This window comes from Actinoplanes derwentensis (assembly GCF_900104725.1).
In the GTDB taxonomy this organism is placed as follows: Bacteria; Actinomycetota; Actinomycetes; order Mycobacteriales; family Micromonosporaceae; genus Actinoplanes; species Actinoplanes derwentensis.
In genome coordinates, this window is sequence record NZ_LT629758.1 from 8724867 (window position 1) to 8737912 (window position 13046).

12 protein-coding genes are annotated in these 13046 nt (G+C 71.1%); 5 read left to right on the forward strand and 7 right to left on the reverse strand.

The window, feature by feature from the left end; genetic code table 11:
* Positions 1–129 precede the first annotated feature (129 nt).
* From BLU81_RS39020 to BLU81_RS39030, 3 genes are read right to left on the reverse strand one after another with little or no spacing between them, the layout of a single operon-like run.
* On the reverse strand, positions 130–1623 hold the full coding sequence (locus BLU81_RS39020) for a DUF6297 family protein (RefSeq protein ID WP_092553163.1): 1494 nt from the start codon (positions 1621–1623) through the stop codon (positions 130–132).
* A complete protein-coding gene (locus BLU81_RS39025; RefSeq protein ID WP_092553165.1) occupies positions 1620–2267 on the reverse strand; it encodes an ABC transporter ATP-binding protein in 648 nt (215 codons plus the stop codon). Before BLU81_RS39025 ends, BLU81_RS39020 begins: the two co-directional genes overlap by 4 nt.
* A gap of 17 nt (positions 2268–2284) precedes the next feature.
* The gene (locus BLU81_RS39030; protein WP_092553167.1) at positions 2285–3778 is read right to left on the reverse strand and encodes an aldehyde dehydrogenase family protein; all 1494 of its coding nucleotides are present in this window, start codon (positions 3776–3778) and stop codon (positions 2285–2287) included.
* A gap of 54 nt (positions 3779–3832) precedes the next feature.
* On the opposite strand from BLU81_RS39030, the gene BLU81_RS39035 reads away from it, so the two are divergent.
* The gene (locus BLU81_RS39035) at positions 3833–4159 is read left to right on the forward strand and encodes a hypothetical protein (protein ID WP_092553169.1); all 327 of its coding nucleotides are present in this window, start codon (positions 3833–3835) and stop codon (positions 4157–4159) included.
* Between the two features lie 30 nt (positions 4160–4189).
* Positions 4190–4966, forward strand: a complete 777-nt coding sequence (locus BLU81_RS39040) for an alpha/beta hydrolase (protein ID WP_092553171.1) — start codon at positions 4190–4192, stop codon at positions 4964–4966.
* A 125-nt stretch (positions 4967–5091) separates the two neighbouring features.
* Here BLU81_RS39040 and BLU81_RS39045 read toward each other — a convergent pair whose 3' ends face one another.
* The 3 genes from BLU81_RS39045 to mce form a co-directional block, all read right to left on the reverse strand.
* Positions 5092–6501, reverse strand: coding sequence for a Laminin subunit beta-1 (locus BLU81_RS39045; protein ID WP_092558278.1), 1410 nt, complete (start codon positions 6499–6501; stop codon positions 5092–5094).
* Positions 6502–6728: 227 nt separating this feature from the next.
* Complete coding sequence (locus BLU81_RS39050; protein ID WP_092553173.1) at positions 6729–8048, reverse strand: coiled-coil domain-containing protein; 1320 nt, start codon at positions 8046–8048, stop codon at positions 6729–6731.
* 259 nt (positions 8049–8307) lie between these two features.
* A complete protein-coding gene (mce, locus tag BLU81_RS39055) occupies positions 8308–8793 on the reverse strand; it encodes a methylmalonyl-CoA epimerase (protein ID WP_092553175.1) in 486 nt (161 codons plus the stop codon).
* Between the two features lie 67 nt (positions 8794–8860).
* On the opposite strand from mce, the gene BLU81_RS39060 reads away from it, so the two are divergent.
* On the forward strand, positions 8861–10045 hold the full coding sequence (locus BLU81_RS39060) for an acetyl-CoA C-acetyltransferase (protein WP_092558280.1): 1185 nt from the start codon (positions 8861–8863) through the stop codon (positions 10043–10045).
* A gap of 6 nt (positions 10046–10051) precedes the next feature.
* Here the strand turns inward: BLU81_RS39060 and BLU81_RS39065 are convergent, their stop codons facing one another.
* Positions 10052–10639 (reverse strand): PadR family transcriptional regulator, encoded by a 588-nt coding sequence (locus tag BLU81_RS39065; protein WP_092553177.1) that lies wholly within the window; start codon positions 10637–10639, stop codon positions 10052–10054.
* Between the two features lie 53 nt (positions 10640–10692).
* Here BLU81_RS39065 and BLU81_RS39070 point away from each other — a divergent pair, with 53 nt between their 5' ends.
* Both BLU81_RS39070 and BLU81_RS39075 read left to right on the forward strand, forming a co-directional pair.
* Positions 10693–11874, forward strand: coding sequence for an FAD-dependent oxidoreductase (locus BLU81_RS39070; protein WP_092553179.1), 1182 nt, complete (start codon positions 10693–10695; stop codon positions 11872–11874).
* Positions 11875–12094: 220 nt separating this feature from the next.
* Complete coding sequence (locus tag BLU81_RS39075) at positions 12095–13045, forward strand: tetratricopeptide repeat protein (RefSeq protein WP_092553181.1); 951 nt, start codon at positions 12095–12097, stop codon at positions 13043–13045.
* Position 13046: the final 1 nt, after the last annotated feature.

Genomic DNA, 13046 nt, shown 5'->3' on the forward strand with positions numbered 1-13046 from the left:
CTTCCGACCTTTTCTGGTACGAGTCCGTTCAGCGACCGTGGCTACCACGCCGGGTTCGCGGGGGTTCCGGTCTCCCCGCGTCCGCCGGGCCGAATGCGGTGGTCACCGCGAAAACGCCGGAATGCCGCGTCATCGGCGGCGGGCGGACAGTTCCAGACGGCCGGGATCGGTGGTCAGATTCAGGTAAGCCTGGGCACCGGCGATCGCTATCGCGGTCTGGACCAGAATCATGTCGAAGGCCGCCGGCAGCGACTGGGCCAGCTGAATCCCCGTGGGCAGCGCCAGGAGCAGCAGGTCGATGCCGATGAAGGCATGCAGCAGCGGCCCGGTCGCGAGCGAGCCCATCGGGGTGTCGATCGGGATCAGATCGTTGCGGACCATGCCGGAGCGGGCCGCCCGCAGCGCCGAGATCGCGCCGATCGGGCCCAGCGACAGGCCCAGCAGCCACCACTGGCCCGGCGGCAGCGCACCGGACAGTTGGAGCAGCGCCAGCGACACCGTCGCCCAGCTGGTCGCCAGAACCGCCGGTAACCAGAAGCGCTGCCGGACGGCCTGGCGGGAGTCCAGACCCAGCAGGCGCAGCAGAACCGGGTTGGCGGCGTCGATCTTCACCGTGGCCGTGGTGGCGCGGGCCGCCAGCGCCGAGCCGAGCACCAGTGTCAGCGCCAGCAGCCAGTTCGGGGCACCGGTCAGCAGCAGCGGCAGCGCGGTGGACGCGGCCGTCCACAACAAGCGCGGGGTGCGGCGCCGGGCCAGCAGCAGGTCCTGGGCGGTCAGCGGCGGCAGCCTACGGTGCAGAGTGGTGGACCGCAGTCGGCGGCGGGACCAGTAACGGCGCTCCAGCATGTCGGCCACGAACGACGGTTCCATGCCGTAGACCGAGTCGGCGAGAGTGCCGGTGGTCTTCGCGGACTCCAGGATCGCGGCGCTCGGCGTGCGCGCGATGTCCCGTACCGCCGAAAGGTAGGCGGCGGTGGCCAGAACCGCGAGGGCACCGGTCAGCGGGAGCACCACGGACGTCGCGGGGGTGCCACCGATCGTGGGCGGGGTCCAGCCGGTCGCCTCGGCGACCAGGGCGGCCAGACCCAGAGCGAGCGCGAGACGGGCCACCCCGTCGGCCGGCGCGGCGAGGTGCGGCCGGCGCTGGGCCGCCGAGGCCAGGAGCGTGAGGAGTACGCCGGCCAGCGCGCCCGTCACCACCAGCACCGCCGAGCCGGACGCCGCGGCGTGCCCGAGGACGGCGAAGGTGATCGCGGCGGCGGCCAGCGCGGTGCCGGTCGCCGTGGTGTGCAGTGCCGGAGCGAGCAGAAGCCTCCGGCTGACCGGGGCGGTGAGCAGGAAATACGCGGCCGGGCGGCTGACCGTGACCGGGCCCAGGCGGCGCAGTGCCAGAAAGAGCAGGGCAGCGCAGACCGTGGCGGCGGCCAGCGCGCCGACACCGCTGAGGTGCGGGACCAGCGGGGTGAAGACGGCTTCGAGCGGCTCGTGGAACATGGCGGCGGCGACCCCGACACAGAACACGATCGTGTAGGCGGTGCCCAGTGCCTCGCCACGCTCCCGGTGCGACGCCTGGGTGCGGCGGATCCAGCGGCGGACCGGGCGCAACTCGACCAGGGTGGTCACCGGTCCTCGCCGGTCAGCTGCTCCATCGTCACGATCTCGGCCCCGGAGGCCACCGAGAACTTGTCGTCATGGCTGGCCAGCAGCAGCGAACCGCCGGTCGACAGGTACTCGGCGAGCATCCCGGCGACCATGTCCCGGCCGTCCGGGTCCAGACGCTGCTCCGGCTCGTCCAGGATCAGCAGCGAACTGGGGCGTAGCAGCACCAGCGCCAGGGTGAGCCGCTGTTTCTGGCCGGACGACAGCGACGGCGGGATCGCGTCGGCGTGCCCGCCCAGCCCGAGACGCTCCAGGGCCTCGTCGATCCCGGCGTCGTCCGGGTCCTGGCCGTGCGCGCGGCAGATCAGTTCGGCGTGCTCGCGGACGGTCAGCCCGAGGTACCAGGTGGGCGGCTCGACCGTGGTGGCCACCGCCCGCCAGAACTCGGGGCTGTCCCCGGGCTCGGCGCCGAACACCCGGATGCTGCCCGCGTCGGCCTGCTGCAGACTGCTGACACAGCGCAGCAGGGTGGACTTGCCGACGCCGTTGTCACCTGTCACACAGACGCCGGTGCCGGCCGGGACGGTCAGCCCCACGTCCACCAGCACCGGCGTCGAGCCATAACTCACGTACAGACCATCGACTTCGACCGCGGGGTGCTCGACCACCCGTACAGCCTAAGGTCCTAGGGTTTGCGCCCGTAGAGCAGGCGCAGCGCCCGGACGATCTGCTTGACCTGAGCCGGGGTGCGCTCGAACGTCATCGCGGGCAGCAGCGACGGCCCGCGGCGCACCGTGATGGCCTTGGCCCGGGCGAACTCGCGCAGCCCGTCCTCGCCGTGGATGCGCCCGAAACCGGACTCGCCGACACCGCCGAACGGCAGGTTGCCCATGCCGACGAAGGTGAGCGTGCCGTTCACGGCGACCATGCCCGAGCGCAGCCGCCGAGCTATCCGGATGGCGTTCTTCTTACCGAAGACCGAGCCACCCAGGCCGTACGGCGAATCGTTGGCCTTTGCCACCGCCTCGTCCGCGTCCCGGACCTTGGTGATCGTCAGCGTCGGCCCGAACGTCTCCTCGCGCATCTCCGACGAGTCCTCCGGCACGTCCACCAGCACCGTCGGCGACACATAGGGCGCCTGCACCGCACCGGCACCACCGAGCACTGCCCGGCCGCCCTTGGCCAGCGCGTCCTCGATGTGATCGCGGATGATGTCGAGCTGCTTGGGCATGGTGATCGGGCCGATCTCCTCGCCGGTCCGCAGCTTGCCCGCCTTCTCCACCACCGCCGCGACGAAACGGTCATAGACCGGCTCGACCGCGTAGACCCGCTCGATACCGATACAGGTCTGTCCGGCGTTGGTCATCGAACCCCAGACCGCGGCCTCGGCGGCCAGGTTCACGTCGGCGTCCGCGTCGACGATCAGCGCGTCCTTGCCACCGGCCTCCAGCACCACCGGCACCAGGTTCTCCGCGCAGGCGGCCATCACCTTCTTGGCGGTCGCGGTGGAACCGGTGAACGCGACCTTGTCGATCCCGGCCCGGCACAGCGCCCCGCCGACGTCGCCCAGGCCGTGCACCGTCTGCAGCACCGGGAACTCCGGCACCACCTCGGCGAACGTGTCGGCCAGCCACTGGCCGACGACCGGGGTGTACTCACTCGGCTTGAGGATCACCGTGTTGCCGGCGGCGAGCGCGCCGCTGATCGGGCCGATCGGTGTCACGATCGGGTAGTTCCACGGGCCGATCACACCGACCACACCGTACGGCTGGTACTCCAGATGGCCGGAGTGCTCGGCGACCAGGATGCGGGTGCGGACCCGGCGCGGGCCGAGGACCCGCTTGGCGTTGTGGGCCGCCCAGTCCAGGTGCTCGACGGCGGCGGTCGCCTCGATCAGGCCGTCGGTGACCGGCTTGCCGGACTCCAGGTGGGTCAGCTCGGCCAGTTCCTCGATCCGCTGCACGATCAGGGAACGCCAGGTGAGCAGCCGTTTCTTGCGGCCGTCGAAGCCGAGGCCACGCCACCAGACGGCGGCCTGGTGGGCTCGCTCGACAGCCGCGATCACGGCCTTCTCGTCGGCGACCGGCACCCGGCCGGCTTCCTCGCCGGTGGCCGGATTCGTCGAGATCAGGTGCCCGTCCTCGATCACGGGCAGGCCGGGAACGTGAGTCGCCGTCATGTCCGCGAGTGTAGGGCGAATGTTACCGAGGAGTCACTACGTACCCTTGACCACGTGAGCCCGCGCCGTAACCGCCCCAAGTCCGCCAAACACGAGGACCGTTCCCCGGACCGGCCCGGCATCACCGAGGATCGTGTCCAGCAGTGGCAGGACGGCGAGTTCATGGTGCGCAACGTGTTCGGCGGGGCGGCCGTGAAGACCTACCGCTGTCCCGGCTGCATGCAGGACGTCCGTCCCGGCGTCGCGCACGTGGTGGCCTGGCCGGCCGACGGCCGCGGCGACATGACCGACCGCCGCCACTGGCACACAGGTTGCTGGCGAGCGAGGGACCGCAGAGGCCCAGGAGTGGAACGGTCCCGGAATGCTCCCCGCTATGGGTGAACTCTTCCGGCGGGCTGAGAGCATCTGAACATGAGCAACCAGATCCGTGCCAACTCGATTCTGCCCGCGCACCGCGAGGACATCGAGTTGCACACCGCGGATGGCGTCACCCTGGTCGGTGAACTGGCCCGTCCCCTCGACCGTGACCCGGTGGCCACCCTGGTCTGTCTGCACCCCCTGCCCACCCACGGCGGGATGATGGACAGTCACATCTACCGCAAGGCGGCCTGGCGACTGCCCGCCCTGGCCGGCATCGCGGTGCTCCGGTTCAACACCCGCGGCACCAGCAGCACTCGCGGCACCAGCGGCGGCACGTTCGGCAAGTCGGTGGACGAGCGTTTCGACGTGGCCGCCGCCATCGAGTTCGCCGAGTTCGCCGACCTGCCGAACATCTGGCTGGTCGGCTGGTCCTTCGGCACCGACCTGACCCTGATGTACGGCCTGGAACCGTCGGTCGCCGGTGCCGTCCTGCTCTCCCCGCCGCTACGTTTCTCCCAGCCCGAGCATCTGGCCGCCTGGGCAGAGGACGGCAAACCGCTGACCGCCCTGATCCCGGAGTTCGACGACTACCTGCGCCCCGCCGAGGCCGTCGAACGGTTCGCCGCGATCCCGCAGGCCGAAGTGGTCCCGATGCCCGGTGGCAAACACCTGTGGGTCGGTGACGCCGAGAAGGTCATCGACGAGATCGTCCGGCGGGTCGCCCCGGAGGTCGCCACGCCGCTGCCGTCGACCTGGGACGGTCCGATGGAGACCGGCGATGCGAGCGCTTACGCGAACCGTACCGTCGCGGCCTTCGACAAGATCTGATGCCGCCGGCCTGAGGGCTTCCTCGATCACCGGACTCCGGCGATCGAGGAAATCCTGGTCCCTATTCAGCGTCCGCTTTACTCGGCGTCTGCTTTACTCGGTGTCCGCTTTACTCAGCGTCCGCTTTACTCGGCGTCCGCGGAGACCCGGCTGGCCTGCGGGACCGTCACCTTCGCCGAACCGGTGACCTTGCCCGGCGCCGACAGCTCCGGGACCGGCGCCGAAGCCGGGACCGGCACCGGAGCGGACGCGATGGCCGTCACCGGCACGTCGGCCGCCCGGTCCGGATCGTCCGGGTCGGCGGCGGCCGCCATCACCGCGGCGGCGGCCAGCTCGGCCACCCGCTTCGCCTCACGCTGCACCTGACGGCGAACCTCGGCGGCGTGCCGCTCGGCGGCCTCCCCGGAACGCTTGGCCTCGGCGACCCGCTTCAGCTCCACTTCGAGCTGCTGCTGGGTCTCGGACACCAGCTGCCGGGTCCGCTCGGCCTCCTGCTCGCCGGCGTCGGCCTGCCCCCGCGCCGTCGCCAGCCGCTTCTCGGCCTCCGCCACCTCGGCGGTGGCGGCCTCCAGCTCCCGGCCGGCCTGCGCGATCTTCTCCTGCTGGGCGGCGATCTCCGTACGGACGGCGGTCGCCTGGTCGTCGGATCGCCGGAGGACCTCCTCGGCGTACTTGTCGGCCTCGCTGCGCAGGTCGGCACACTGTTTCTCGACGCCGGCCCGCATCTGGCCCAGCTCCTCGAGCACCGAGTGCCGCCGCATCGCCAGCTCCTGGTCGACCGAGGCCTTGAGTTCGGTCTGCTCCCGTTCGGCCTCGGTCCGGGTGGTGCTGATCTCCCGGGTGGTCGTCTCACGCAGTGTCTTGAGCTCCTGCTCGGCCTGCACCCGAGTGGACTGCACGTAGCCGTCCACTTCGGCGCGGGCCCGCTGAGCGTCCTGAGTGGCCTTCTCGATGATGTGCTTGCCCTCGTTGCGGGCCCGGGTCAGCGCCACCTCGGCCTCGTTGCGCATCTGGTCCGCCGACTGCCGGGTGGCGGTCAGGGCCGCAGCGGCAGCGGCGCGCTTGGCGGCGTCGGCCTTCTCCTCCTCGGCCCGGCGCGCGGCCAGCGCGATCTCGAAGTCCCGGATGCCGTTGTGGGCGTGCGCCTCGGCCTCGGCCCGGATCCGCTCGGCCTCGGCGAGACGGCTGGCGATGTCGTCGGTCGCGGAGGCCTTGATCGCCTCACCCTGCTCCTCGGCGAGGGCGAGGATCTGCTCGACCCGGGGGCCCAGGTGACGGAACGACACCTCGCCGCTCATCCCGGAGTTGCGGCGGGCCTGCGTCAGCTCCGCCTGCAGGCCCTTGATCTGCGCGGACATCGCCTGGATCTGCGAATACGCCTGCTCACGGTCGTTGAGGAGGGCGGCTATCTCGTTCTCCGCCCGGGTGACGTATCGCTCGACCTGCTTCCTCTCATAGCCCCGCAGGGCGGTCTCGAAGCTGGGCTCGGTGGACGCCTCCCCGCCGAGACCGAGAATTTCACCGCCGTGCGACATGCTTTCCATCCTCACATACGCATCGTCCCGTGGCATGTCGATACACACCGGGTTGAAAGAGACCATGCGGGTAGTTGCGATTAAACCCAGGCAAGCGCCCAAACGAGTCAGGCCGTACCGGAGAAACTCCGGTACGGCCTGAATTAGTCATCACCGGCCCGGGCACACCGGTCAACCGTCGCGTACTTGCGGCGGCTTCGCAACCGGAGAGGGCGGCTCGCTGAGGGTCAGGAGTTCTGAGCGGTGACCGGCTCGTCGCCGGCTTCCGCGTCCTGGGTGTCGGTGGCTGCCGGGGCAGCCTGCTCGGGTGCCCGCTGGGCCGGAGCCTCGACCGGTTTGGGGGCCGGAGCCGCCGCGGCCGGAGCCGGAGCGGTGCCCGGAACCAGGCCGGAGAGACCGGAGAGCATCTGACCGAGCTGGCTGGTGACCGCGTCCTTCTGGCGAGTGAGGTCCTCCACCTCGCGGCGCGCCGCCTGAGTGGTCATCTCCGACTCCTGGCGAGCCTCGCTGAGCAGGCGGTTCGCTTCCTGCCGGGCCTCGGTGACGGTCTTCTCGGCCAGCGACCGCGCCTTCTCGACGGTCTCCGCGGAGTGCCGCTCGGACTCGACGCGACGGCTTTCGGCGCGCTGCTCGGTCTCTTTCGCCCGCTCATCGGCGGCACGGGACCGCTGATCGGCCTCGGCCACCATCTTCTGAGTGGCCTGGACCTGCGCGGCGTGCCGCTGCGACTCCTCGGTCTCGGCCTTCTCCCGGCGCTCGGCGATCTCCATAGCCAGCGCCTGCAGGTCCTTGTCGCGCTTGTCGCGGGCGTCGGTGAGCAGCTTGGTGGCCTCGGCGCGCTTCTCCTCGGCCTCCCGGGCGGCCTTGGCCCGGGCCTGAGTGATCTCCCGCTCGGCGGTGGCGCGCAGTGACGCGACCTCGCGCTCCACGGTCGACTTGAGCTCGGCGACCTCGTGCGCGGTGACCGAGCGCAGCTGCTTGGTCTCGCGGTCGGCGTCCCCGCGCAGGGTGTCGGCCTCGCGCCGGGCCTGAACCCGAGCCTCGGCGGCCTCGCGCTCGGCGTGCGTGCGGACCTGGCCGGCCTCACGCTCGGCGGTCGCCTTCATCGCGGCGGCCTCGGCACGCGCCTTGTCGGTGATCTCCCGGGCCTCGAGGCGAGCCGCGGAGAGGATGCCCTCGGACTCCCGTTTCGCCTCGTTGCGGTGGTCGTTGGCCTGTTCCTCGGCGAGCCGCAGGATCTGCTCGACCCGGGTGCCCAGCCCGGAGAGCGTCGGCCGGTTGTTCTCTTCCAGCAGCTTGTTGCTGTCGGCCAGTTTCTGCTCGAGCGCGTTGAGCCGCTGCTCGGCCTGTCGCAGGCGACGCTGGGCGTCGTTCATCCGCTGTTCGGCCTCGCCGCGAGCCTGCTCGGACTGGTTCAGCGCGGCAAGCAGCCGGCCGATGTGTCCGTCGACCTGATGACGGTCGTATCCACGCAGGACGACGGTGAAGTCGTGCTGTGAATTCGCGGTCTCGAAGAAGGCCAGGTTCTGATCCTGCTGCTGGGGCATTGCGCCATCCTGGCGAGAAGGGGGCGGACATGCAAGAGCCGAGAGGCATCCGAACCGCATCGTAGATCAGCTTTGAGCTGGACCGTAGACCGCCCCCGGCCCGTTCGGGCGAGACTCACGCCGAAGTGGTCGGTCGGCCGTCGTCCCGCTGCCACCTGGACACTCGGGGCTTCGGGTGATCCCGGTCCCGTCGGCGGCCCCGTCGGCGCTGCTCAATGGCCCCGATCCTGCCAGGTGACCGGGGCCACGTCAGGGGGATTCACCCGGCCGGGGTACCCCCGGCAGCCGGCTCCACCAACTCCACCAGCACCCCGCCGGCGTCCTTGGGGTGCACGAAGTTGATCCGGGAGCCGGCCGTGCCACGTTTCGGGCTGTCGTACAGAAGGCGCAAGCCGCGGGCTCGCAGCGCGTCGGCGGCGGCCTCGACATCGGTCACGGTGTAGGCGAGTTGCTGGAGGCCGGGACCGTTGCGATCGATGAACCGGGCGATCGCCGAGTCCGGCCGGGCCGGGGCGAGCAGTTGGATCCGCGGGCCGTCGTCGTCCTCGCCGACCGCCAGCATCGCCTCGCGGACGCCCTGTTCCTCATTGATCTCCTGGTGCACGCAGCGCAGCCCGAAAGTGTCCTGATGGAAGCGGATCGCCTCGTCCAGGTCCGGCACTGCGATTCCGACATGGTCGATGCGTAACAGTCCGGGGAGTGTGACATTCTCGGCCGCGCCGGTATTCGGTGTGTCGTCAATCATGCCGATAGTGTCGAACCTGACCCATCGTTAAGGCCAGCCCCGGGCCCCCGCAGAATGGATCGTGACCGTGACCAGCTCCGTCATCGTCAGTGGCGCCCGGACCCCGATGGGGCGTCTGCTCGGCAACCTCAGACATCTGCCCGCCACCGCCCTCGGCGGGCACGCGATCTCCGCCGCGCTCAGCCGGGCCGGCGTCGCACCGGACCGCGTTCAGTACGTGATCATGGGCCAGGTGCTCCAGGCCGGCTGTGGTCAGATCCCGGCCCGGCAGGCGGCGGTCGCCGCGGGCATCCCGATGTCCACCCCGGCCCTGACCGTCAACAAGGTCTGTCTCTCCGGCCTCGACGCGATCGCCCTGGCCGACCAGCTGATCCGGGCCGGCGAGTTCGACATCGTGGTGGCCGGCGGCATGGAGTCGATGACCAACGCGCCGCATCTGCTGACCGACCAGCGCCAGGGCCGCAAGTTCGGTGACGTGCTGGTGCGCGACCACGCCGCGTTCGACGGCCTGATGGACCCGTGGGCCGGCATCTCGATGGGCGAGTCGACCGAGGCCAGCGGCGTCCGGCTGGGCATCAGCCGGGAACAGCAGGACGAGTTCGCCGCCCGGAGCCACCAGCGGGCCGCCACCGCGCAGCGCGAGGGGTGGTTCGCCGAGGAGATCGTCGCGGTCCCGGCCGCCGGCCGGGAGCCGGCACCGGTCGACGGCGACGAGGGCGTCCGGCCCGGTGCCACCGCGGAGTCCCTGGCCTCGCTGCGCCCGGCGTTCACCCCGGACGGCACGATCACCGCGGCGACCGCTTCACCGATCTCCGACGGCGCGGCCGCGGTCCTGGTGATGAGCCGGGCGAAAGCCGAGGAGCTGGGGCTGACCTGGCTGGCCGAGATCGTCGCGCACGGCAACGTGGCCGGCCCGGACAGTTCGCTGCAGTCCCAGCCGGCCAACGCGATCCGGCACGCGCTGGGCAAGGCCGGGCTGACCGCGGACGACCTCGACCTGGTCGAGATCAACGAGGCCTTCGCCCAGGTGGTCATCCAGTCCACCCGCGAGCTGAAGGTCGACGAGGCGATCGTCAACGTGAACGGCGGCGCCATCGCCCTGGGGCACCCGATCGGCATGTCCGGCGCCCGGCTCGTCCTCACTCTCGCCCTGGAGCTGCGGCGCCGTGGCGGCGGGATCGGCGCGGCCGGTCTCTGCGGCGGCGGCGGTCAGGGCGACGCGCTGATCATCAAGGTGCCGGCCGTCCGCTAGAACCCTTCAGAACTCCGCGAACCGCGCGGCCGTCTCCTCGATCATCGCGCGATCCCAGGTCAGGCTGCCGTCGTCGAGTTCGGCCACGGTCGCGCGCAGCCAGCCGATCTCGGCGCGGAGCATGGCCGCGCGGTACTCGTCCTCGATCAGGAAGAGCCGCGGCAGTCCGGGCGGCGCCTGCCCGTCGACCGCCGCGGCCCGCTCGGACAGTGCCTCGATCCGCCGTTGCAGCAGCTCCCGGGTCTCGGCCGGGCTGAGGGTGGGTAGAAAGGCGAGGGCCACCGGGAACTCCGGGAACTCGCGGGCCGGCTCCGGCAGCATCTCCAGCAGCCATCGGCGCAGGGTCGCCGCACCCTCCTCGGTCACCTCGTAGACGGTCCGTTCCGGCCGCCCGGCCTCCCGGCTGGTGCCGCCGGCGCGGGCCAGTCCGTCCCGGACGAGCCGGTCCAGGGTTTGGTAGACGCTGTTGCGCTGCGCCACGTTGACCAGCTGGTCCTGGCCGCGCTGCTTGATCACCTGCTGCATCCGGTACGGGTGCATCGGCGTCTCCACGAGCAGCGCCAGCAGAACCATCGCCAGGGGAGACCGCTTCATGTGGCTCAGCTTAGGTCTTGACGGTTCTTAGTCATCTCATCAATAGTCATTGTATGACTAAAAATGCCGCGGTGGTCGGTGGCGGAATCGCCGGCACGGCCACCGCCATCGCCCTCCAGCGCGTCGGGTGGTCCCCAGTGATCTACGAGGCCCAGGACCGGGGAGCCGACGAGCGGGGCGTCTTCGTGACCCTCGCGGTGAACGGGATCAACGCCCTGCGCGCCCTCGGCCTGGACCCGGCCGTCGTGCTGGCCCGCGGGTTCGCCACCCCGGTGCTCGCGCTGCACGGCGCCACCGGGCGGCTGCTGGCCGACCTGCCACTCGGCGGCCCACTGCCGGACGGGACGGTCACCACGACGATCAAGCGGGCGGATCTCTACGCGGCCCTGCGTGCACAGGCGCAGGGCAAGGGCATCGAGATCCGGTACGGGCATCGCCTCACCGCCGCCACGACCACTCCCGAGGGTGTCGTCGCCGAGTTCGGTGCCGCCGCCACGGTCGCCGCCGAACTGCTCGTCGGGGCGGACGGCCTGCATTCCCGTACCAGAAAGGTCCTTGATCCGCAGGCCCCCGCACCGCACCATCTGGGCCTGCTCAACGCCGGGGGCTTCACCGACGGCCCGGTCGATCGACGGCTCGCGCCGCCGCCGGGAGTGATGCGGATGTCGTTCGGGCGGCGGGCGTTCTTCGGGTGGGCCGCCGCGCCGGACGGATCGGTCTGGTGGTTCGCCAACCCGCCGCGCAAACGACCGGTGGAGCCCGGCGAGTTCACCCCGGAGACCTGGCGGGCCTACCTGCTCGGCCTGTTCGAGGGCGAGCAGGCCGCCGAGCTGATCCGGGCCACCGTCGAGATCCTCGGCCCGTGGAACACCCGCGACCTGCGGCGGGTCCCGATCTGGCACGGCGACCGGATCGTGCTGGCCGGTGACGCCGCACACGCCGTGTCGCCGTCGTCCGGTCAGGGCGCGTCGATGGCGCTGGAGGACGCCGTGGTCCTCGGGCACAGCCTCCGGGAGTCCACGGAGGTGCCGGAGGCGCTGGCGGCCTACACGGCGATCCGCCGGCCGCGCGTCGAGAAGGTCGTCGCCTACGGCCGCCGTTCCAGCAGCGGAAAGGTGGCCGGGCCGGCCGGTGCCCGGATCCGGGACGCTCTGATGCCGAGTGTCATGCGGATGCTGCACCGCAAGGGCGACCCGCAAGCCTGGATCTTCGACCACCGGCTGCCCGTCGGCTGAGGACGGGGGTGCCCCGGCAGCGTTGGCGGGCGCTACCGGGGCGGTGGGGAAGGATGCTTCTTTCTCAGACTTGTCTAGACAGGCTCCGGACGACAGTAGGGAAACCCCTTGTCGTCGTTCCACCGGGAGCCGTCCCGGTTCCGGCACCGGCTGTGACGTCCGATATCGGCGGCCTGGTGGCGACGCGAACAGACGTGACAGCGTGCGAGACTAGGTAACCATGAGCGACCCACGGACCACTCCGTCGATCTTCACCCGCGGCGCGGTCGATCTCAGCGCGCTGCGCCCCTCGACGCCGGCCAGAACAGCCGCGCCGAGCCGTCCCGCAGCGCCGGCCGGCGAGATTCCCGGCAGCGCCTCCGACCCGGTTCCCGGTGCCGTTCCCGGGATCCCCGGCGTCGCCCCGGAGACCATCATCGAGGTCACCGAGGCCGACTTTCAGTCCGTCCTGGAGCGGTCCGTCACCACTCCGATCCTGCTGGACTTCTGGGCCGACTGGTGCGAGCCCTGCAAGCAGCTCTCCCCGGTGCTGGAACGCCTGGCCGAGGAGTATGCCGGTGCCTGGATCCTCGGCAAGGTCAATGTGGACGAGAACCCGCGTCTCGCGCAGGTCTTCCGGGTCCAGGGCATCCCGCAGGTGACCGCGGTGATCGGCGGGCAGCCGGTGGAAGGCTTCAGCGGAGTCCTGCCCGAGACCCAGATCCGGCAGTACATCGACGCCGTCCTCAAAGCCGCCGGTGTCAGCGTGGCCGCCCCCGAGGACCCGCGCCTGGACGCGGCCGACGACGCCCTGATGACCGGTGACCTGGACGCGGCCGAGGCGGCGTATCGGAAGATCCTCGCCGAGGCGCCCGCCGACACGGCCGCCGAGTCCGGCCTGGCCCAGGTGGAGCTCTACCGCCGCATCGCCGGTGTCGACCCGTCCGCTGCCCTGGCCAAGGCGGCCGCCGACCCCGAGGACGTGGCGGCCCAGCAACTCGCCGCCGACATCGAGGTGCTCAGCGGACAGGCCGACCAGGCGTACTCCCGGCTGGTCGCCCTGATCAAGAAGACCTTCGGCGACGACCGGGACGCGGTGCGCAAGCACCTGCTGTCGCTGTTCAGCGTGGCCGGCCCCGACGACCCCGCGGTCGCCGGCGCGAGACGTGCATTGGCCAGCGCACTCTTCTAAG